This window comes from Streptomyces sp. CS113 (genome assembly GCF_002188365.1).
GTDB classification, from domain to species: Bacteria; Actinomycetota; Actinomycetes; order Streptomycetales; family Streptomycetaceae; genus Streptomyces; species Streptomyces tendae.
In genome coordinates this window covers 8,272,480-8,293,792 of sequence record NZ_KZ195574.1, presented here as the reverse complement: position 1 = coordinate 8,293,792, position 21,313 = coordinate 8,272,480, and the positions used below count along the sequence as shown (strand labels likewise).

General features: G+C 72.0%; 19 protein-coding genes. 11 read left to right on the top strand and 8 right to left on the bottom strand.

All coding sequences use genetic code 11. The features are described from left to right. Positions 1-89: 89 nt before the first annotated feature. From B9W62_RS37520 to B9W62_RS37510, 3 genes are all read right to left on the bottom strand, one after another. A complete protein-coding gene (locus B9W62_RS37520; RefSeq protein ID WP_306426468.1) occupies positions 90-1,073 on the bottom strand; it encodes a TAXI family TRAP transporter solute-binding subunit in 984 nt (327 codons plus the stop codon). 142 nt (positions 1,074-1,215) lie between these two features. Beyond that, a complete protein-coding gene (locus B9W62_RS37515) occupies positions 1,216-2,655 on the bottom strand; it encodes a sensor histidine kinase (RefSeq protein ID WP_087811358.1) in 1,440 nt (479 codons plus the stop codon). Positions 2,656-2,664: 9 nt separating this feature from the next. Next, positions 2,665-3,327, bottom strand: coding sequence for a response regulator transcription factor (locus B9W62_RS37510; RefSeq protein WP_087811357.1), 663 nt, complete (start codon positions 3,325-3,327; stop codon positions 2,665-2,667). A 236-nt stretch (positions 3,328-3,563) separates the two neighbouring features. On the opposite strand from B9W62_RS37510, the gene B9W62_RS37505 reads away from it, so the two are divergent. The 3 genes from B9W62_RS37505 to B9W62_RS37495 all read left to right on the top strand — a co-directional run bounded on the left by B9W62_RS37505 (position 3,564) and on the right by B9W62_RS37495 (position 6,937). Then, positions 3,564-4,589 carry an amidohydrolase family protein gene (locus B9W62_RS37505; RefSeq protein WP_087811356.1) on the top strand — a complete coding sequence of 342 codons (1,026 nt, stop codon included), beginning with the start codon at positions 3,564-3,566 and terminating at the stop codon, positions 4,587-4,589. Between the two features lies 1 nt (position 4,590). Beyond that, on the top strand, positions 4,591-5,508 hold the full coding sequence (locus tag B9W62_RS37500) for an amidohydrolase family protein (RefSeq protein WP_087811355.1): 918 nt from the start codon (positions 4,591-4,593) through the stop codon (positions 5,506-5,508). Between the two features lie 67 nt (positions 5,509-5,575). Further along, positions 5,576-6,937: an MFS transporter gene (locus B9W62_RS37495; RefSeq protein WP_087811354.1), complete on the top strand. Its 1,362-nt coding sequence runs from the start codon at positions 5,576-5,578 to the stop codon at positions 6,935-6,937. 7 nt (positions 6,938-6,944) lie between these two features. On the opposite strand, the gene B9W62_RS37490 is transcribed toward B9W62_RS37495, so the two are convergent. Further along, the gene (locus B9W62_RS37490; RefSeq protein WP_087811353.1) at positions 6,945-7,445 is read right to left on the bottom strand and encodes a DUF2975 domain-containing protein; all 501 of its coding nucleotides are present in this window, start codon (positions 7,443-7,445) and stop codon (positions 6,945-6,947) included. Between the two features lie 205 nt (positions 7,446-7,650). On the opposite strand from B9W62_RS37490, the gene B9W62_RS37485 reads away from it, so the two are divergent. From B9W62_RS37485 to B9W62_RS37455, 7 genes are all read left to right on the top strand, one after another. Continuing rightward, the gene (locus B9W62_RS37485; RefSeq protein WP_087811352.1) at positions 7,651-8,538 is read left to right on the top strand and encodes an SGNH/GDSL hydrolase family protein; all 888 of its coding nucleotides are present in this window, start codon (positions 7,651-7,653) and stop codon (positions 8,536-8,538) included. Between the two features lie 31 nt (positions 8,539-8,569). Beyond that, positions 8,570-9,526 carry a GlxA family transcriptional regulator gene (locus tag B9W62_RS37480; RefSeq protein ID WP_087811351.1) on the top strand — a complete coding sequence of 319 codons (957 nt, stop codon included), beginning with the start codon at positions 8,570-8,572 and terminating at the stop codon, positions 9,524-9,526. Positions 9,527-9,662: 136 nt separating this feature from the next. Next, positions 9,663-10,661 carry a type I glyceraldehyde-3-phosphate dehydrogenase gene (gene gap / locus B9W62_RS37475; RefSeq protein ID WP_087811350.1) on the top strand — a complete coding sequence of 333 codons (999 nt, stop codon included), beginning with the start codon at positions 9,663-9,665 and terminating at the stop codon, positions 10,659-10,661. 49 nt (positions 10,662-10,710) lie between these two features. Further along, entirely contained in the window at positions 10,711-11,208 is a 498-nt protein-coding gene (locus B9W62_RS37470) for a peptidylprolyl isomerase (RefSeq protein ID WP_087811349.1), read from the top strand. Positions 11,209-11,359: 151 nt separating this feature from the next. Then, a complete protein-coding gene (locus tag B9W62_RS37465) occupies positions 11,360-12,838 on the top strand; it encodes a glutamate-cysteine ligase family protein (RefSeq protein WP_087811348.1) in 1,479 nt (492 codons plus the stop codon). A 40-nt stretch (positions 12,839-12,878) separates the two neighbouring features. Continuing rightward, positions 12,879-13,712, top strand: a complete 834-nt coding sequence (locus tag B9W62_RS37460) for a class II glutamine amidotransferase (RefSeq protein WP_087811347.1) — start codon at positions 12,879-12,881, stop codon at positions 13,710-13,712. A 295-nt stretch (positions 13,713-14,007) separates the two neighbouring features. Further along, a complete protein-coding gene (locus B9W62_RS37455) occupies positions 14,008-14,946 on the top strand; it encodes a TauD/TfdA dioxygenase family protein (RefSeq protein WP_087811346.1) in 939 nt (312 codons plus the stop codon). Between the two features lie 53 nt (positions 14,947-14,999). Here the strand turns inward: B9W62_RS37455 and B9W62_RS37450 are convergent, their stop codons facing one another. From B9W62_RS37450 to B9W62_RS37435, 4 genes are all read right to left on the bottom strand, one after another. Further along, positions 15,000-16,820 carry a glycoside hydrolase family 2 protein gene (locus B9W62_RS37450; RefSeq protein WP_087811345.1) on the bottom strand — a complete coding sequence of 607 codons (1,821 nt, stop codon included), beginning with the start codon at positions 16,818-16,820 and terminating at the stop codon, positions 15,000-15,002. A 68-nt stretch (positions 16,821-16,888) separates the two neighbouring features. Beyond that, positions 16,889-17,788, bottom strand: a complete 900-nt coding sequence (locus B9W62_RS37445) for a carbohydrate ABC transporter permease (RefSeq protein WP_087811344.1) — start codon at positions 17,786-17,788, stop codon at positions 16,889-16,891. A 2-nt stretch (positions 17,789-17,790) separates the two neighbouring features. Then, positions 17,791-18,732, bottom strand: coding sequence for a carbohydrate ABC transporter permease (locus B9W62_RS37440; RefSeq protein ID WP_179235864.1), 942 nt, complete (start codon positions 18,730-18,732; stop codon positions 17,791-17,793). Between the two features lie 21 nt (positions 18,733-18,753). After that, positions 18,754-20,127, bottom strand: coding sequence for an extracellular solute-binding protein (locus B9W62_RS37435; RefSeq protein WP_179235863.1), 1,374 nt, complete (start codon positions 20,125-20,127; stop codon positions 18,754-18,756). Positions 20,128-20,262: 135 nt separating this feature from the next. On the opposite strand from B9W62_RS37435, the gene B9W62_RS37430 reads away from it, so the two are divergent. Then, positions 20,263-21,306, top strand: a complete 1,044-nt coding sequence (locus B9W62_RS37430; RefSeq protein ID WP_087811342.1) for a LacI family DNA-binding transcriptional regulator — start codon at positions 20,263-20,265, stop codon at positions 21,304-21,306. The last annotated feature ends 7 nt before the right edge of the window (positions 21,307-21,313 follow it).

The following is a 21,313-nucleotide window of genomic DNA, read 5'->3' as shown; positions in this document are numbered from 1 at the left end:
ACCTCACAGGTCCACGGAATCGTCTGCACTGGTGAGGGCAACTCTAGAACAGCGCGGGCGGCTCCCGGAGGGAAGCCTGACGACACGTCCTAGCCGTGCAGCGACCGGTACGCCGCCACCGCACCCGGGTGCAGCTGCACGGCGCCCGTGCCGATGAGGCTGCGGACGTCGAGGAACTGGGCGCCGACGGCGTGGTCGGGCACGAAGGCGGAGGCGCGCCGGACCAGGAGGCGGGTGAGGGCACCGGCGACGGCGGGGTCCAGGCCGGGGCGGCACACCAGGAGGTTGGAGACGCCGACGGTCGCGACACCGGCCGAGGCGCGGTAGGCGCTCTGCGGCAGGGACACCTCCTCCAGCCCCGAGGCGGCCATGCCGTCCCGGCCGCCGGCGAGGCCGGGCAGGAGGCCGGCCAGCGGCAGGAAGCGCAGGCCGGGATCGCGGTCCAGATCGGAGAGGGTGGGCAGCGGCACGCCGCCCGCGACCAGCAGTCCGGCCACGGAACCGGCTCGCAGGGCCGCCGCCGCGTCCGCCAGGCGCAGATGCCGTACGGGTACGTCGGTGCCGGGCGACAGACCGGCGGCGCTCAGCAGCCGGGCGCCGAGGTGGGCCGCGCCGGAGCCGACGGCGCCGAGCGAGACGGGGTGCCCGGCCAGGTCGGTCACGCTGTGCACGGGGGCGTCGGCACGCACGGCGAACTGGAGGTACGTCTCGTAGACCCGGCCGATCGCCCTCAGGGGCACCGGCCGCGGGAAGAGCCCGGTGCCCTGGGCGGCGTGGGCCGTGTCGGTGAGGACGAGAGCGAGATCGGCCTCGCCGTCGCGGAGCAGTTCGATGTTGGTGATGCTCCCGGCGGTGGTGCGGACGCGGCAGCGCAGTCCGGGGTGGGCCGCCTCCACCTGGTCGGCGAGGAGCCGGCCGAAGGCGGCGTAGAAGGCGGTCGGCTCGCCCGTGGCCAGCCGCAGCACACCGGCCGGTCCGGAGCTTCCGTGCGCGAGGTCACCGGCGAGCACACCGCCGAGGGCACCCGCGGCGGCGGTACCGAACGCGGCTCGCAGGACGCCGCGCCGGTTCACCGGGCCCCCCTCTTCGTCGGCGCGGGGCCTGCCGCGACACCGCATCGCGCGCTGTGTGAACGCGGCGCCGCCGGACTCCCGTCGTACCCGGACCCGGCGCCGCGGACACCCGCGAGGGCCGACCGCGGCCCCGTACGCCGCCTCACCGGGCCTCTCCTTCGGCGTGCGCACCCGGGACGACGGCGCGGGTCCGCAGGCCGTGCGGGTGCGCGGGGGTCAGTTCGAGGCGTCCGCCGCGGCCCGCCAGGAGCTGTTCGGCGATGGCGAGGCCCAGGCCCGTGCCGGACGTCCCGGCCTGGCGGGCCGAGCGCCAGAACCGGGTGGTGGCCCGGTCGATCTCCTCCGCGCGCAGTCCGGGTCCGTCGTCGGTGACGGTGACGACCGCGTACGGGCCCTCGGCGGCGCAGCGCAGCCGGACGTGGGCGCCGCCCCCCGCGTACTTGATCGCGTTGTCCAGCAGGATGTCCGCCACCTGGGCCAGTTCGCGTTCGGTGCAGGCGGCCGGGACCGGTCCGGCCGCCTCGGCGGTGAGGCGGACCTCGGCGCGGCGCGCGACCGGTTCCCACAGCCGGTGCCGGCCCAGCACGACCCCGGCGGCGTCGCAGTGGGCACCCGGGTCGTCGGTGACCGTGAGCTCCCCCGCCCGGTGCTCGGCGGCGGCGAGGGCCAGGATGTCGTCGAGCAGGGTCTCCAGCCGGTCGAGCTCCGTGTTGACCCCGGCGTAGGTGCGCTCGCCGGTGGGCCGCAGGTGGGTCCGGAGGGCGTCGACCCGCAGCCTGAGGGCGGCCATGGGGTTGCGCATCTGGTGGGAGGTGTCGGCGACCAGTCGGCGCTGCTGTTCCAGAGCGGCGGTGACGGTGCGGGCCATGCGGTTGAAGCCGGTGGCGAGCTGGCGCAGCTCGGGCGGTCCGCCGACGGAGTGGGAGCCGCGCTGCCCCGGCGGGCCGCCGGGCACGGTGTGCTCGGGCGGGAGCCCCGCCGCCAGCTCTCCGACCGCGCGGTCGAGCCGGCGCAGCGGGCTGACCACCCACCGGGTCGCCGCCCGGGCCAGGACCGTGCAGGCGAGGGCGACCAGCGCGGTGCCGGCCAGGACGGCGGCCCAGCGCCGGGTGATGTCCCCGGCGGCCGTGTCCACGTCGGCGCGCAGCACCACGGCTCCGGAGACCTGGGTGCCGGTGCCCGCCGGCGTGGCGAACATGCGGTGCCCGCGGGACCACGGACGCAGGGCGGCGCGCGGGTGCGCGGTCTGGTTGCGCAGGGCCGCGTCGATCAGCCGGGCGACGGAGGGGTCGGCGGCCCGCATGCCGCCGGTCTGCACGACGGGGTGGCCGCGGGTGTCGGTGACGACGAGGGGTTCGCCGTAGAGCCGGGTGTAGCGCCGGGCCTCGGCGGCGATCGCCGAGGTGTCGCCGCTGCCCGCCGCCCGGTCCATGAGGGAAGCGAAGCGGTCCAGGTCGGAGCTGCGGGCGAGGACCAGCTGCTGGGTGCGGTCGGAGGCGGTGAACAGCAGCAGCGGGACGGCGAAGGCGGCCACCGCCAGCACGCCGAACAGCAGCAGCACGTTCTGTACCCGGGTGCGCACGCGCGGTCCTCAGTCGCCGAGCCGGAAGCCGAAGCCCCGGATCGTGGTGAGCAGCTCCGGGCGGCCCAGCTTGGCCCGCAGCTGGGTGAGGTGCACGTCCAGGGAGCGGGACACGGCGTGGTAGGCGTCGCCCCACACCTCGTCGAGGACCTGCTCGCGGCTGACCGCCATCCCGGCCCGGCGCGCCAGCACGGCGAGGACGTCGAACTCCTTGGTGGTCAGCTCCACCTCCGCCCCGCCGACGCGGACCTGCCGGGCGTCCAGGGCGATCTCCACGTCACCGACGCGCACGGTCCGGGCGGTGCGCGGCGTCCGGGCGGCGGCGGTGCGCCGGGTGACGGCCTCGATGCGGGCCAGCAGTTCGGTCAGCCGCACCGGCTTGACGAGGTAGTCGTCGGCGCCGAGCCGCAGCCCCCGCACCACCGAGCGCTCGTCGCCGCGCGCCGTCAGCACCAGCACGGACAGGTCGCTGACCGCCCGCAGCCTGCGCAGCACCTCCAGGCCGTCCACGTCGGGCAGGCCGAGGTCGAGGAGGAGCAGGTCCGAGCTGCGGTGGTAGGTCAGCACGTCGCTGCCGCGGGTGACCCGCCGGGTGATGTGGCCGTGGTCGTACAGGACCTCCACGAGCGCTCCGGCGACGCCGTCGTCGTCCTCGGCCAGCAGTATCTGCATCCTGCCGCCTCCCTCCCAGGTCGCGGGGTCCACGTCGGAATGCCTGCGTCCGGATGTCCGGGTCCGAATGTAGACCACGGTCGGCGGGACGTTGCGCCTGGTCCGCAGGGTGGACGGCCGGGGCGGCGCTCTTGTTAAGGGGAGGTTAGTTCTGTGTCCGGTCGGCTCCCGGCCTCCCGGCGGCCGGGGAGAGGCTGCCGCGGTCGACGACGACCCCATCCCGGAGGACGCAGCCCATGATCATCGACTGTCACGGTCACTACACCACGGCCCCGCCGGCCCTGGCCGCCTGGCGGGAGCGGCAGACCGCCGCCCTGGCCGGCTCCGCGGCGGCGCCCTCCCCCGCAGACCTGAGGATCGGTGACGACGCACTGCGCGAGAGCGTCGAGCCGCACCAGTTGCGGATGATGGACGAGCGCGGCATCGACGTGACCGTCTTCTCGCCGAGGGCGTCGTTCATGGCGCACCACGTGGGTGACTTCCGCACCTCGGCCGCGTGGGCGGCGCTCTGCAACGAGCTGTGCCACCGCGTCGCCGGCCTCTACCCCGAGCGTTTCGTCCCGGCCGCGATGCTGCCGCAGTCGCCGGGCGCCGACCCGGCCACCTGCGTCCCGGAGCTGACGCGCTGCGTCGAGGAGTACGGCGCGGTCGCGGTGAACCTCAACCCCGACCCCTCGGGCGGCCACTGGACCGCTCCCCCGCTCACCGACCGCTCCTGGTACCCGCTGTACGAGAAGCTGGTCGAGTACGACGTCCCGGCGATGGTCCACGTCAGCACGAGTGTGAACCCGGCCTTCCACACCACCGGAGCGCACTACCTCAACGCCGACACCACGGCCTTCATGCAGCTCGTGCAGGGAGACCTCTTCGCGGACTTCCCGACCCTGCGGCTGGTGCTCCCGCACGGTGGCGGGGCGGTGCCGTACCACTGGGGCCGGTTCCGCGGTCTGGCCATGGCGCTGGGCAAACCTCCGCTGGAGGAGCACGTCCTCGGCAACGTCTTCTTCGACACCTGCGTGTACCACCAGCCCGGCATCGACCTGCTCCTCGACGTGGTCCCGGCCCGCAACGTGCTGTTCGCCTCCGAGATGATCGGCGCGGTGCGGGACGTCGACCCGTGCACGGGCCACCACTTCGACGACACCCGGCGCTTTGTCGAGGCGTCCGCCCTGTCCGCGGAGCAGCTCGACGCCGTGCGGGAGCACAACGCACGCTCGGTGTACCCGCGCCTGGACGCGCTGCTGAAGCGACAGGGGCGCTGACATGACGACCCTCGCTCCCAAGACCCCGGGCTGGCTCGACTGGCACCCGGACCCGTCCAGTCCCTCCTTCCGGCTGCCGCCCGGCACGGTCGACGCCCACTGCCATGTCTTCGGCCCCCAGGCGGAGTTCCCCTTCGCGCCGGAGCGCAAGTACACGCCCTGCGACGCGGGCAAGGACCGGCTCTTCGCGCTCCGCGACCACCTGGGCGTCGACCGCCAGGTGATCGTGCAGGCCACCTGCCACGGCGCCGACAACAGCGCCATGCTCGACGCGGTGCGGGCGAGCGGCGGGCGGGCGCGCGGTGTCGCGACCGTCCGGCCGGACGTCACCGACGCCGAGTTGCGGGCGCTGGACGCGGCGGGGGTGCGCGGGGTGCGGTTCAACTTCGTGCGCCGGCTGGTCGACACGTCGCCCAAGGACGACCTGCGCACGATCGCGCGGCGGATCGCCCCGCTCGGCTGGCACGTCGTCCTCTACTTCGAGAGCGCCGACCTGCCCGAACTGGAGGATTTCTTCGCCTCGTTGCCCACTGCGCTGGTCGTGGACCACATGGGGCGCCCGGACGTCACGAAGCCGGTGGACGGCCCCGAGTTCGCCCGCTTCCTGCGCTTCACCGACCGGGGCGACGTGTGGGTCAAGGTGTCCTGCCCCGAGCGGCTGAGCGTGACCGGTCCCGCCGCGCTGGACGGGGAGCGCGAGCCCTACGCCGACGTCGTGCCCTTCTCCCGCCGCGTCGTCGAGGAGTTCGGCGACCGGGTGCTGTGGGGCACCGACTGGCCGCACCCCAACCTCACCGGCCACATGCCCGACGACGGCCTCCTCGTCGACCAGGTACGGCGGATCGCCGTGACCGAGGAGCAGCGGCACCGGCTGCTGGTCGACAACCCGGCCCGCCTGTACTGGCCCGGCGACCGGTGAGCCGCTCCCCCTCCCGGCCGTCGCTCCGGCCGTCGCCGTCCCCGATCCCCGCGACAAGGACCCCGTCATGCAGCACGCCAACGCGCTGAACCGGCTGGACCGGCTGCCGGTCTCCCGGTTCCACAAAGTCACTCTGCTCGCCGTCTCGTTCGCCTACTTCTTCGAGTTCGCGGACATCAACACCTTCGCGACCACCGCCCCCAAGCTCGTCGACCTGTGGGGCATCTCGGTCGACCAGGTCGCCTACGTCACCTCGCTGTCGTTCGTCGGCATGTTCCTCGGCTCGGTGGTCGCCGGTACGGTGGCCGACCGCCTGGGCCGCAAGCGGACGCTGCTGCTGACGACGCTGTTCTTCGGCGTCTTCTCGTTCGCGTCGGCGTTCTCCTGGGACCTCGTGTCGCTGACCGTCTTCCGGGTGCTGACCTCGGCGGGGCTCGCGGCGATGACCGTCGTCGCGGTCATCTACGTCAACGAGATGTACCCGTCGGCCGTGCGCGGCAAGTACCAGGCGTACGCCATCGTCATCGGCATCTGCGGCACCCCGGTCACGAACCTCGTCGCGAGCGGGGTCGTGCCGCTCGCCGACTGGACCTGGCGCCTGGTCTACCTGTGGGGCTCGCTCGGCATCCTGCTGGTCCTGTTCACCCGGCACCTCAAGGAGTCGCCCCGGTGGCACGAGAGCCGGGGGGACCACGCGAGCGCGGACGCCGTACTGCGCGACATCGAGGCGTCGGTGGCCGCCGAGCACGGTCCGCTGCCCGCGCCCGCGCCTCCGGTCGAGGAGGAGCCGGTGACCAAGGCTCCGCTGCGGCTGCTGCTCCAGCGCAAATACCTGATGCCGACGCTGCTGCTCACCGTGCTGTGGGTCACCCAGACCATCGGGTTCTTCGGCTATTCGAGCTGGGCGCCGACCCTGCTGGCCAAGGAGGGCTTCAGCGTCGAGAAGTCGGTCTTCTACGTGGCGCTGACCACGGTCGGCGCGCCGCTGGGCTCGTATCTGGCCGCCCTGGTGACCGACCGGTTCGAACGCAAGTGGTGCCTGGCCGCGTTCGGCACGCTGATCGCCGTGTGCGGGCTCCTGTACGGCCTCACGTTCAACCCGGTGCTCATCATCGTGTTCGGCTTCCTGGTCAACCTCTTCGAGCGCGGCTACACGGCACTCGGCTACGCCTACTCGCCCGAGCTGTTCGACACGCGCGGACGGTCCCTGGGCACCAGCGTGTCGTACGGGCTCGGCCGCCTGTCCAACGCCGCGGGGCCGCTGATCGTGGCGGCCCTCTACAACGCGCACGGCTACCGGAGCGTCTTCTACTTCATCGCCGGCACCTGGCTGGTCGGTGCGATCGCGCTGAGCGTCTTCGGACCGCGTACCCGGGCGGCGCGAACGGCCGCCGTCCCCCAAAGGGAGCAGGATCGAGTAGCGGGCTGATACGGCGTCAGACCACCTCGGCCAGCTCGCTGCGCAGCGCGGTCGCCTTGCTCAGGAGGCCGCGCATGACGACGACGAGGAGGGCGAACGCGGCGCCGGCACCGACGCAGGCGACCGCGGCGCCCAGTGCGCCGAGCAGCTGCATGCCGTCGTCGGGAGCGGCGGGGATCTCGGCCACGGCCAGATGGCAGGCGACGCCGAGCGCCAGGAGCGTGGCCACGGCCGTGGCCCCGATGACGGTGTCGACCCAGCGGAACGCCCGCCGGGTGAAGACGGCGTCGCGCTCGACCATGTCGAGCAGCATCCACACCGCGCCCAGCACGACCTGGACGCAGGCGACGCCGAGGATCGCCACCGTCGCGTAGGGCACGGCGAAGGGTTCGTAGGGCGGGAAGCGCTCGGCCTCGTCGGACGCCGTCGTGGGGATGACGACGATCTGCCCGAAGAGGCCGAGCAGGATCGCGGCGGCGATGCCGGCCCGGAGCACGGCGATGATCAGACGATGCATGCATCGATCTTCAATGGGAATCGATCGAAAATCAATCGACTCGATCCGACACCTCGGCTCGGCAGTTCGCCCCGGCGGCGAGGCCACGGCGTCTGCGAGAAGTTCCGTCAACAGCGTTGACTTGGAGTCAACAGCCCTGCACATTACTTAAAAGTAGAACCGCTCGGTAACTCCGCTGCCGCCCCTCCCGAAGAAGAGAGAGCACATGCCGAAGCATGCCCTTCGCCGTGTCATGACCGCGACAGCCGCAGCCGTCGGCGCGCTCGCCCTCGGCCTCACCGACGCCACCGCCCACGCCACGCCCACCGACGCCGTGCCCACCCTCGACTACGTCGCCCTCGGCGACAGTTACAGCGCCGGCTCGGGCGTCCTGCCCGTCGACCCGACCAACCTGCTCTGTCTGCGCTCGACGGCCAACTACCCCCACGTCATCGCGGACGCGACGGGCGCCCGCCTCAAGGACGTCACCTGCGGCGCCGCGCAGACCGCCGACTTCACGCAGGCCCAGTACCCGGGCGTCGCACCCCAGTTGGACGCGCTCGGTACCGGCACGGACCTGGTCACGCTCACCATCGGCGGCAACGACAACGGCACGTTCATCAACGCCATCACGGCCTGCGGCACGGCGGGGGTCCTCAGCGGCGGCAAGGGGAGCCCCTGCAAGGACAAGCACGGCACCTCCTTCGAGGACGAGATCGAGGCCAACACGTGCCCCGCGCTCAAGGCCGCGCTCCGCGACGTCCGCGCCCGGGCTCCGCACGCCAGGGTGGCGGCCCTCGGCTACCCGTGGATCACCCCGGCCACCGCCGACCCGTCCTGCTTCCTGAAGCTGCCCGTCGCGGCCGGTGACGTGCCCTACCTGCGGGCGATCCAGGCGCACCTCAACGACGCGGTCCGGCGCGCCGCCGAGGAGACCGGCGCCACCTACGTGGACTTCTCCGGGGTGTCCGACGGCCACGACGCCTGCGAGGCCCCCGGCACCCGCTGGATCGAACCGCTGCTGTTCGGGCACAGCCTCGTCCCCGTCCACCCCAACGCCCTCGGCGAGCGGCGCATGGCCGAGCACACGATGGACGTCCTCGGCCTGGACTGACCTGCGGTCACCGCCCGCGTACGCTCTTGTCGTGCCGTCCTCCCGCCTGCGCCGCGTCGCCGTCCTCGTCCTGGAGGGCGCGAAACCCCTCGACGTCGGCATTCCGGCGCAGGTCTTCACGACCCGCACGAGCATGCCGTACGAGGTGCGGGTGTGCGGCGCGGCGCCCGGCCTGGTGACCGGCGGTGACGGCCTGTCCTACCACGTCGCCCACGGCCTCGACGCCCTGGCGTGGGCCGACGTGGTCTTCCTCCCCGGTTACCGCTCGCCCGACGTCGACGACCCGCCGCGGGCCGTCCTCGACGCGCTGACGGGGGCCCACGGCCGGGGCGTGCGGCTGGCCGCCATCTCCACCGGCGCGTTCGCGCTCGCCGCCACGGGCCTGCTCGACGGCAGACGGGCCACCACCCACTGGCACTACACGCGGGCCCTCGCGGCGAAGCATCCACGGGTGCGGGTGGACGAGAACGTGCTGTTCGTGGACGAGGGCAGTGTCCTGACCTCGGCGGGCGCCGCCTCCGGCATCGACCTGTGCCTGCACATCCTGCGCGGCGACCTCGGGGTGGCCGCCTCGAACCACGCGGCCCGTCGTCTCGTGGCGGCCCCCTACCGCAGCGGCGGGCAGGCCCAGTACGTGCCCCGCAGCGTGCCCGAGCCGCTCGGCGAGCGGTTCGCCGCCACCCGCGAGTGGGCCCTGCGCCGGCTCGGTGAGCCGCTCACCCTGGAGGCGCTGGCCCGGCACGCGGCGGTGTCGGCGCGCACCCTCTCCCGGCGGTTCGTCGAGGACACCGGGTACACGCCGATGCAGTGGGTCATGCGGGCCCGTGTCGACCTGGCCCGTGAGCTGCTCGAACGCTCCGAGCGCGGCGTCGAGCAGATCGCCGCCGAGGTGGGCCTCGGCACCGGCGCGAACCTGCGGCTGCACTTCCAGCGCATCCTCGGCACCACCCCGAGCGAGTACCGGCGCACCTTCGCGCGGGGCGAATAGCCGGGCCGCGCGCCGCACCCCCTCGCCTGGCGTGATCCTTGCGAACCGTGGCACTCACGCCGCTGCCACGTCCCTGCGGCGTGCGCGAGCCTGGTGGCGAAGGACCTGGTGGCGAAACGGAAGGGACACACCACACATGACTCGCATCGGCATCAACGGATTCGGCCGCATCGGGCGCAATGTGCTGCGCGCACTGCTCGAACGCGACACGAAGCTCGAGGTCGTCGCCGTCAACGACCTCACGGAGCCCGCCACCCTGGCCCGCCTGCTCGCCTTCGACTCGACGGCCGGCCGGCTGGGCCGCCCGGTGACCGTCGACGGGGACACCCTGGTCGTCGACGGGCACCGCATCAAGGTGCTCGCCGAGCGCGAGCCGGCCCGGCTGCCCTGGGCGGAGCTCGGCGTCGACATCGTGCTGGAGGCGACCGGCCGCTTCACCTCGGCCGACGCCGCCCGTGCCCACCTGACCGCGGGTGCGCGAAAGGTCCTGGTCAGCGCTCCGTCGAGCGGCGCCGACGTGACGCTCGCCTACGGCGTGAACACCGACGCCTACGACCCGGCCGCGCACACGATCGTCTCGAACGCGTCCTGCACCACGAACGCGCTCGCGCCGCTCGCCGCGGTGCTCGACGAGCTGGCCGGCATCGAGCACGGCTTCATGACGACCGTGCACGCCTACACCCAGGAGCAGAACCTCCAGGACGGCCCGCACCGCGACCCGCGCCGTGCCCGTGCCGCCGGGGTGAACATCGTGCCGACCACGACGGGCGCCGCCAAGGCGATCGGTCTGGTGCTGCCGGGCCTCGACGGCAAGCTGTCGGGCGACTCCATCCGCGTGCCGGTCCCGGTGGGCTCGATCGTCGAGCTGAACACGGTCGTCGCCCGCGACGTGACGCGCGAGGACGTCCTGGCGGCCTACCGCGCCGCCGCCGAGGGGCCGCTCGCCGGTGTGCTGGAGTACTCGGAGGACCCACTGGTCTCCTCCGACATCACGGGGAACCCGGCCTCGTCGATCTTCGACTCGGCGCTGACCCGCGTGGACGGCCGCCACGTCAAGGTGGTCGCCTGGTACGACAACGAGTGGGGCTTCTCGAACCGCGTGATCGACACCCTCGGACTGCTCGCCACACGCTGAACGGGCAGCCGGTTCGGCATCACCGGGGGTCACACGTCACAATGGTGCGATGAGCAATTCCAAGGTTTACTTCGACATCGACATCGACGGCCAGGATGCGGGCCGCATCGTCTTCGAGCTCTTCGAGGACGTCACCCCCAAGACCGCCAGGAACTTCCTGGAGCTGGCCACCGGCGAGCACGGCTTCGGCTACGCCGGTTCCCCGTTCCACCGTGTGATCCCGCAGTTCATGCTCCAGGGCGGTGACTTCACCAACGGCAACGGCACCGGGGGCAAGAGCATCTACGGCGAGAAGTTCGCGGACGAGAACTTCCAGCTGAAGCACACCGAGCCGTACCTCCTGTCCATGGCGAACGCGGGTCCGAACACCAACGGCTCGCAGTTCTTCGTGACCACCGTCGCCACCCCGTGGCTGGACGGCAAGCACGTCGTCTTCGGCAAGGTCGTCGAGGGCACGGACGTGGTCGACAAGGTCGAGGGCTACGGCTCCTCGCCCGCGGGCAAGACGTCCAAGAAGATCACGGTGCGCGCGTCCGGCAAGCTGTAAGGCCTGATCAGCCCTACGAGGACCTGAACCGACGGGGGTCCGCCGCATTCGGTGCGGTGGGCCCCCGTTCCCGTCCCGTCTGGTGGGGTGCGCCGGGTGGTGCGACGCTGGGGTGGAGGAGCGTCCGAGGAAGGCAACCCCGGGAGGACCGATGGGACGGGACGTCCCGGCGCTGGTCTTCACCCGCGAGGACCGCCGCCGCTACCGGATCAAGATGCAGGAGTGCCTGGAGGCCTTCGCGCAGATGCTGCGCGAGTCCCGGTTCGAGACCGAGCGGCCCCAGGTGGGCCTCGAGATCGAACTGAACCTCGTCGACGACACGGGCGAGCCCGCGATGCGCAACAGCGACGCCCTCGAGGCGATCGCGGACCCCTCCTGGTCCACCGAGCTGGGCCGGTTCAACCTGGAGATCAACATCCCGCCCCGGCGGCTGACGGCGGGCGGCCCCGACGCCTGGGAGACCGAGATCCGCGCCGCCCTGAACCACGCCGAGGACCGCGCCACGTCGGTCGGCGCCCATCTGATCATGGTCGGCATCCTTCCCACGCTGCGCCAGCAGGACGTGGGCGAGGCGGCGCTGTCGGAGAACCCGCGCTACCGGCTCCTCAACGACCAGGTGTTCGCCGCCCGGGGCGAGGACCTGCACATCGAGGTGGACGGCGTCGACCGCCTGCGGACCTACGCCGACACGATCACGCCCGAGGCCGCCTGCACCAGCACCCAGTTCCACCTCCAGGTCGCCCCGGAGGAGTTCCCCGACTACTGGAACGCCGCGCAGGCCGTCGCCGGTGTCCAGGTCGCCCTCGCGGCCAACTCGCCGTTCCTGCTCGGCAAGGAACTGTGGCACGAGAGCCGCATCCCCCTGTTCGAACAGGCCACCGACACCCGGCCGCAGGAGATCAAGGCCCAGGGGGTCAGGCCCCGGGTGTGGTTCGGGGAGCGCTGGATCAACAGCGTCTTCGACCTGTTCGAGGAGAACCTGCGCTACTTCCCGGCGCTGCTGCCGCTGTGCGACGAGCAGGACCCCGCCGAGACCCTCGACCGCGGCGACATCCCGGAACTGGGCGAACTCACCCTCCACAACGGCACCATCTACCGCTGGAACCGGCCCGTGTACGCGGTCGCCCACGACAGACCGCACGTCCGCGTGGAGAACCGGGTCCTGCCCGCGGGACCGACCGTCGCCGACACCCTCGCCAACGGCGCCTTCTACTACGGGCTCACCCGGGCCCTGGTGGAAGAGGAACGGCCGGTGTGGTCCCGGATGTCCTTCTCGGTCGCCGAGGACAACCTGCACACCGCCGCCCGGCACGGCATCGAGGCCCTCCTGTACTGGCCCGGAGTGGGCGAGGTGACGGTGCCCGAACTGGTCCTGCGCCGGCTGCTGCCGCTGGCGCACCGGGGACTGGAGCTGTCGGGCATGGACTCCGCCTGGCGGGAGCCGCTGCTCGGCATCATCGAGCAGCGGTGCGTCACCGGCCGCAACGGCGCGGTCTGGCAGAAGGAGATGTTCCACCACATCGACGCCACCGCCCGGCCCGGCCGCCACGAGGCACTGCGCCGGATGACCCAGCAGTACATGGACTACATGCACCTCAACGCCCCGGTGCACACCTGGCCGGTCGACTGACGTCCGGGGCGCCCGAGGCGACTAGGGAGGCGACGGAGCGATGTGCCGATGGCTCGCCTACTCCGGGACACCCGTGCTCCTGGAGACCCTGCTCTACCAGCCCGAGCACTCGCTCATCGACCAGAGCCTGCACGCCCGCATGGGCGTCGAGACGACGAACGGGGACGGGTTCGGCGTCGGCTGGTTCGGGCCGGAGATGACGACCCCCGCGATCGTCCGGGAGATCGGGCCGGCCTGGAGCAACCGCAACCTGCGGGAGATCGCGAGCCATGTCCGTTCGCCCCTGTTCTTCGCGCACATCCGGGCCTCCACGGGCAGCCCCGTGCAGCAGACCAACTGCCACCCGTTCCGCCACGGCCGGTGGATGTGGATGCACAACGGCGCCATCGCCGAGTTCCACCGGCTGCGCCGGGACCTCGCACTGGCCGTCGATCCGCGGCTCTACCTCGACATCGAGGGATCGACGGACTCGGAGATGATGTTCTACCTGGCGCTCACGCTCGGCCTGGAGGAGGACCCTCCCGGGGCCGTGGCCCGGATGGCGGGGCTGGTGGAGGAGATCGGCCACGAGCACGGTGTGGAGTTCCCGTTGCAGATGACCGTCGCCGTGACCGACGGACACCGCCTGTGGGCCTTCCGCTACTCCAGCCAGGCCCAGTCGCGGTCGCTCTACTACAGCAGCCGGGTGGAGAGCCTGCGCGCGCTGCATCCCTCGCTGCCCTTCCTCAAGGAGGCCTCCGACAGCACCCGCCTGATCGTGTCGGAGCCGCTGGGAGACCTGCCCGGCGTGTGGAACAAGGTGCCCGAGAGCAGCTACGGCGTCGTCCAGCCGGAGGGCGACGATCTGCTCCCCTTCGTTCCCCGCCGGCCGTGACCCTGTTGACACGGGCGGGCGAAGATCACACAATCGGTGCCATGACCACACACCGGTTCGGCACCATCGCGGAATGTTGCCGCGTGCCCGAGCGGACCGGCTGTGAGCGTTCCGGCCTCTAACGGCCTTCCTCGTACCGACCGTCCGACGCCCGTCGCGTCGTAGTCCGTCGGCTTCCTCTCCGGTCCACGGTCCGGAGCACCCGTAGCACCCTCGATTCCCCGGCCGTTCGGCGGTGGTCCCGCGCCGCCCCCGGCCGGATCCCACGCGTACGTCATACCAGGGGAGGACTCCCATGTCCGTCACGTCCGTCGGCCCGAGCACCGTCCTGCGCTCAGCACGCATCCCGGGGGACGGGATCTACGAGGGCCGGCGCATCCTGCGCCGCCTGCCCGAGGGGTGGCAGGACCGGCCCTACGAGCACTTCGAGGTCGTCCCGCAGGCGCGCACCATCGGCGCCGAGCTGCGCGGCGTCGACCTGGCGCGCCCGCTCACCCCCGCGCTCCGCGAGGAGTTGAACCGCGCCCTGCTGGAGTGGAAGGTGCTGTTCTTCCGCGCCGCGCACCTCACGTCCGCGCAGCAGCGCGACTTCGCCCGCAACTGGGGCGAGTTGGAGACCAACCCCCTGCTCGCCGCCGGTTCCAGCGACGACGTCGTCCGGTTCGACAAGGGCGCCGGGGCCGCCCCCACGTACGAGAACGTGTGGCACACCGATGTCACCTTCCGCGAGCGCCCGGCCCTCGGCGCGGTGCTCCAGCTGCGCGAGGTGCCGCCGTTCGGCGGGGACACGATGTGGGCGGACATGGCGGCGGCCTACGACAACCTGCCCCCACAGGTGAAGGACCGCGTCGACGGCGCCCGGGCGGTGCACGACTTCATCCCGGGCTTCGCGCGGTTCTACGGGACCGAGCGGCTGCTGCCGCACCAGGACCTGTTCCCGCCCGTGGAGCACCCGGTCGTGCGCACGCATCCGGAGACGGGGCGGCGCATGCTGTTCGTCAACACGTCCTTCACCACGCACATCACCGGCCTGGACCGCGACGAGAGCGACCGGCTGCTGCGCTTCCTGTTCCAGCAGGCGCACGTGCCGGAGTACCAGGTGCGCTGGCGCTGGCAGCCCGGTGACGTCGCCTTCTGGGACAACCGGGCCACACAGCACTACGCGGTGGGTGACTACGGGTCCGAGCGCCGGGTCGCCGAACGCGTCGCCGTCGAGGGCGACCGGCCCTTCTGATCCGCGCGCACGGGGGCCGGGGGCGGGTGCTTCGCCTCCGGCCCCCGTGCGGATTACGCCTCCGGCTCCTCGATGGCCGCCGAGCGCATCTGGGCGTCGCGGACCCGGGCGACGTCGAGCTTCTCGCTCCGGTCGAAGCGGTAGATGCCGTTCTGCTCCTGGAAGACGTCGGTCAACTGGGTGTAGCAGTAGCCGAACATGTCGCGGTCGCCGAGCAGGACCTCGGTCAGGCCGGCGAACCGCTCGTGGAACTCGTCCTCGTTGCGGACCCGTTCCCCGTAGCCCCAGGAGACGGTGCGGTCCTCGCCGGACTGCGCGGCGGCCGCCTCCGGGTCCCACCAGATGCCGCCGAACTCGCTGACGAAGTAGGGCTGGCCGCGGTAGGGCTGGGAGTAGGGGGCGCCGCTCTCGTGGGCGTTGACGTAGGGCGCGTCCTTGGCGAGGCCGGACATCAACTCCCGGAAGGCGGCGGGGTCCTGCTCGTAGTTGTGGGAGTCGTAGATGTCGGTCTCGGCGACCCGGTGGGCGTAGCCGGAGGCGTCGACGACGGGGCGGGTGGTGTCCATGGCCTTGGTGGCCAGGAACATCGCCCGGGTCACGTCGTCGAGCTGGGTGATCCGGTCGTGCAGCTTCTGGTAGGTCTCGTTGAGCGGGCACCAGCCGATGATCGAGGGGTGCGAGTAGTCGCGTTCCAGCGCCTCCAGCCACTGGGCGACGTAGGAGGCGTCGGGCTTCTGGTTGTCGCCCGAGGAGCCGCCCGTCTCGCAGCCCCAGTCGCCGAACTCGCCCCAGACCAGGTAGCCGAGGCGGTCGGCGTGGTACAGGAAGCGCTCCTCGAAGACCTTCTGGTGCAGCCGGGCCCCGTTGAAGCCGGCCGCCATGGCCAGCTCGATGTCCCGTACCAGGGCGTCGTCGGTGGGGGCGGTCATCAGCCCGTCCGGGTACCAGCCCTGGTCGAGGACGAGGCGCTGGAAGACGGGGCGGCCGTTGAGCAGGACGGCCTTGCCGCGCAGCCCCACGGCGCGCAGTCCGGCGTAGCTCTCCGCGCTGTCGACCACCTGGCCCGCGGCGTCGAGGAGTTCGAGACGCAGGCCGTACAGGTGGGGGTCGTCCGGGCCCCACTCGCGCCGCCGCTCGTCCGGCACCGGCAGGTGCAGGCGCGGGGCGAGGTCCAGGTCGGCGCGGGCCTCGGCGCGGCTCACCTCGCCGTCGGCGTCGCTGAGGACGGCGCGCACCCGGTGGCCCGGGCGGTTGCCGGACAGGGGCAGTTCGAGGTGGAAGGCGGAGCCGGCCAGGTCGGGGGTGATCCGGGGGCGGCGCAGGTGCGTGACGGGCACGGGCTCCAGCCAGACGGTCTGCCAGATGCCGGTGACCCGGGTGTAGTTGCAGTCGTGGTTGGCGTACTGGATCGCCTGCTTGCCGCGGGCCTGCGGGCCGGACTTGGGGTCGCGGGCCCGGACGGTGATGACGACCTCCTCCCCCGCGCCGGCGATGTCGCCGAGGTCGGCGGTGAAGGGGGTGAAGCCGCCGCGGTGCCGGGCGACCTCCTTGCCGTCGGCCCACACGGTGGTGTCGTGGTCGACGGCCCCGAAGTGCAGCAGGACCCGGCGTCCGGCCCAGGCGCCGGGCAGCGTGAGCGCCCGCCGGTACCAGACGGCCTCCAGGAAGTCGGTGTCGCCGATGCCGGACAGCTCGGACTCGGGCGGGAAGGGGACGAGGATCTCGTCGCGCAGCTCGCGGTCGAGCAGACCGCGTTCGAGGCCGCTGTCCCCCCGGTCGGTCTCGAACTGCCAGGCGCCGTTCAGGTTGAGCCAGTCGCGGCGCACGAACTGCGGTCGCGGGTACTCCGGGCGCGGTACGGAGTGAGTGGGCACACATGCTCCAGTCGATCGGTGGGCCGGGCGATGCGAACGCCCTGGCCCGTGGGTACAGCCGGGTGGGTTCAGGAGCCGCCGAGGCCGGTGGTGGCCACGGAGTTGACGATGCGGCGCTGGAAGAGGAGGAAGACCACGATCAGTGGCAGCGCCGCGAGCAGCGCGGAGGCCATGGACTGCGCGTACTGGATGCCGTAGGCGTCCTTCACGGTGGCCAGGCCCACCGGGAGGGTCATCAGGTCGGGGTCGTTGGTCACGATGAACGGCCACATGAAGTTGTTCCAGGCGCCGATGAAGACGAAGATCGCCACCGCGGCCACGATGGGCCGTGACAGCGGCAGCACGATCGACCGGAAGACCCGGAACTCGGAGGCGCCGTCGATCCGGGCCGCCTCCTCCAGCTCCCTGGGGATGGCGTCGAAGAACCGCTTGAGGATGAAGACCATCATCGGCGCGACGACCTGGGGCAGGATGACCGCCGCGTAGGTGTCGACCAGGTTGAACAGGGTCATCTGGTCGAACAGCGGCACGACGAGCAGCTGCGGCGGGACCATGATGGCGGCCACGGTGACGCCGAGCAGCGCCTTGCGGCCGCGGAAGGTGCCGCGCGAGAAGCCGTACGCGGCGAGGGTGGAGACCGCCACGGTGATCAGCGTGACCAGGGCGGAGATCAGGAAGCTGTTGAAGGCCCAGACGGTGACGTTCCCGCGTTCCAGGATCTGCTGGTAGGCGTCCAGGGTGAAGGCACCCTTGAACGGGGACAGCCCGGTGGTGTTGATGTCCTCCTCGCTCTGCACCGAGGTGATGACCGCCCAGACGAACGGCACCAGCCAGACGACGGCGAGGACGACGAGCGCGGTCCCGGCCAGGACGCGGGGCAGCCTGCCGTGGCCGAGGAGCAGGGGTGAGCCGGCCGCTTCGCGGGGTGGACGGCGCCGGGTACGGAGAGTGGTGGCGGTTGCGGACACGGTCAGTCCTCCCGGCGGAAGAGGCGGAGCTGCACGAGCGAGACGAGGACGATCAGCGCGAAGAAGAGGTACGAGACGGCCGAGGCGTAGCCGAGGCGGTAGCCGGTGAAGCCGACGTCGTAGACGTACTCCAGGACCGGCCGGGTGGAGCCGTTGGGCCCGCCCTTGGTGAGGATGTAGATCTGGTCGAAGACCTTGAGGGACGCCAGGATCTGGAGCATGGCGACCAGGCCGGTGGTGCGGCGCAGCTGCGGCAGGGTGATGGACCACAGGCGGCGCCAGGCGCCGGCCCCGTCGAGTGCCGCCGCCTCGTCGAAGGTCGTGGGCAGGGACTGGAGCGCCGCGAGGTAGAGCAGGAAGTTGAAGCCGACCGTCCACCAGACGGTGAGCGCGGCCACCGACCACATGGCGACGGACTCGTCGGACAGCCAGCCCACCGGTGCCATGCCGAGCGCGTCCAGGAGCTGGTTGGCCATGCCCAGTTCGGGCTGGTAGAGCCAGGTCCAGATCATGGTCACGACGGTCACGGGCAGCAGGTAGGGCGCGAAGAACGACAGGCGCCACGCCCACTGCCCGGCGAGCCCGCTGTGCACCAGCAGCGCCATCGCGAGCGCGACGAGCACCAGCGGGACACTGGAGATGACGGTGAAGAAGACGGTGTTGCCGAGGCTGCTCCACACGTCCGGGTCGCCGAACGCCTCGGAGTAGTTGTCGAAGCCGACGAAGCTCGTGTCCCGCAGGGCGAGCGAGCTGTCGGTGAAGCTCATCCAGAGCCCCTGCACGATCGGCCAGACCATGAAGAGGCCGAACACGAGCAGGAACGGCAGGACGAACACGAGTCCGTTGCCGGTGCGTATGCGGTCGAGGGCGGTGCGGCGGCCTTCCGCCGGAGCAGCGGGCGAACCGGTCCGCTCCTCGGCGCCGAGGGGTGCGGTGGTGGTCATGTCGGTCACTCCTTTCGCTGGTCAGGCCACCGGATTGGGCTGCCGCAGCAGGGTGTCCGCCTCGCGGACCATCTGCCGCACCGCCTTCTCGGGGGTGGTGTTGCCCAGCAGCGCCGACTGGAGCGGCTGGCACATCCGGTTCTGGAAGTTGGAACCGGCGCCCGCGAACCAGTTGGGCGGGTCGAGCACCGCCACCTTCGCGGCGTCGGCGTAGGAGGACTGGGGGTCGAGCGCCGCGTACTCGGGCTCGGCGAGGACGGGCTGGTAGGCGGGGATGTGTCCGGCGCTCGCCCAGGTGAGGCTCTGCTTGAGTATCTGGGCGACGTACCGGTGGGCCTCGCGGCGCCGGGCCGGGTCGGGGCTGTCCTGGTGCGGGAGGACGAAGCTGTGGCTGTCGGTGTAGACGGCCGGCTTCTCGAAGACCTGCGGGAACGGTGCGGCGCCCAGCTCCAGGCCGGACTTCTTGAGGGTCGGCAGCTCCCACTCGCCGAGCATGGCCATGCCGCCGCGTCCGCTGCTGAAGGCGGCCAGCGCGCCGTTGTAGTCCAGGTTGTTGGGGTTGGTCTTCCCGTCGAAGAGCCGCGTCATGAGGGTGACGACGCGTACGGCGGCGTCCACGTCGATCTTCGGTGGGCCGCCGTCCGGCAGGTCGAAGGCGGCGCCGGTCTGGGCGTAGAGCCCGGCGAACAGGCGCCAGTTCTGTGCCGTGTCGGTGACGTGCCCGAACAGGACGCCCGCCTCTCCGGTCGCCTCGGCGAGGGCCCTGCCCGCCTCCAGGAGCGCCTCGGGCGAGCCCATGGGGGCCAGTTCGCCGGAGGTGTCCAGGAGCCCGGCCTGCTCGGCGGCCTTCTTGTCGTAGAACACGATGAAGGGGTGGACGTCCAGCGGGATGGCGTAGACGGTCCCCTCGTGCCGGGTGCGCGACCACACGGCCGGGGTGAAGTCCTGCTCCGTCACGCCGTACTCGGCGAGCAGGTCCAGGTCGAAGGCGTCCACCAGGCCGCCGGGTGCGTAGCCGGCCAGCCGGGACAGGTGCATGGCGGCCACGTCGGAGGCCCGCCCGCCGGCCGCGGACATGGCGAGCTTGGTGTAGTAGGAGGGGCCCCAGTCCAGGATCGTCCGGTCGACGTCGAAGCCCTTGGCTCCGCCGGCCCCCTTGGAGACGGCCTCGATCATCTCGTCCATCAGCATGCCGTCGCCGCCCTGGAAGAGGTCCCAGACACTCAGGTCGGACGATCCGGAGGCCGAGGCGGGTGAGGCGCAGCCGGACAGCGGGCCCGCGGCGAGCAGGGCTCCGGCTCCGGCCACGGCGTTGCGCAGCAACCGGCGGCGGCTGGGGCGGCGGACCGGGGCGGACACGGCCGGCACCCCCTGGGCAGGCAGACGGGAACTCATCGCGGACCTTTCGACGGCCGGAGCTCATGCGGTGGCTAGTTTTTACATCGATGTACATTGGCTGTAAAGAGCTGAGGCCGCCGATCGGCACGGGGACATAGACTCGGGCAGCGCGAGAGAGGCAGGGAGGTCTCGGTGGCACGGCCCAGGATCAAGGACGTCGCACGTCATGCGGGCGTTTCGGAGAAGACGGTGTCCAATGTCATCAACGACTACGCCCATGTCTCCGACCGGACCAGGCAGGTGGTCCGCGAGGCCATCGAACACCTCGGCTACCGGGTGAACCTGGCCGGGCGTCACCTGCGCAAGGGCCGGACCGGCATCATCGCGCTCGTCGTCCCGGAACTGGACATACCGTACTTCGCGGAGCTGACCCGGCACGTCATCCGCGAGGCCGAGCAGCGGTCCCTGACGGTCCTGATCCACCAGTCGGGAGCGGACCGCGCCCATGAGCTGGCGGCGCTGGCCGGGTTCGGCTCGACGTTCGTGGACGGGATCATCCTCAGCCCGCTCGCGCTCACCGCCGACGACCTGCGGGACCGCACGGGCTTCCCGCCCACCGTGCTGCTCGGGGAGCTGCTGGAGGAGGGCGCCGACCACGTGGCCATCGACAACGAGGGGGCCGCACGCGAGGCGACCCGCCACCTGATCGGGCTCGGGCGCCGCACGATCCTCGCCGTCGGCGGGCGCGACGACTCGGGCCTGGGGACGGCCGAGGCCCGCACCCGGGGCTACCGTGCCGCCCTGGCGGAGGCGGGCATCGCCTACGATCCGGCCGCGCTGCTGCCGGTCGACTCCTTCCGGATGCCCGACGGCGCGCGGGCCGTGGCCCGGGCGTTCGAGGAGGGTGCGCGGCCCGACGCGCTGCTCTGCCTCAACGACCAGCTGGCACTGGGTGCATTGCGCGCCCTGCACGAGCGCGGGGTCTCGGTGCCCGAGGACGTCGCCGTGATCGGCTTCGACGACGTGGAGGGCGGCAGGTTCAGCGTCCCGACGCTGAGCACGGTGGCGCCGGACAAGGCGGCCGTGGCCAAGGTCGCCGTGCAGCTGCTCCAGCACCGCATCGAGGAGGCGACGACGCCGGACGGTGCCGTGTCGGGGGTGCAGGCCCCCCAGGACCGCATCGTGGCCCACCGGCTCGTCCTGCGGGAGAGCACGGCGGGCCACGCGCGGCGCTGACCGGCGG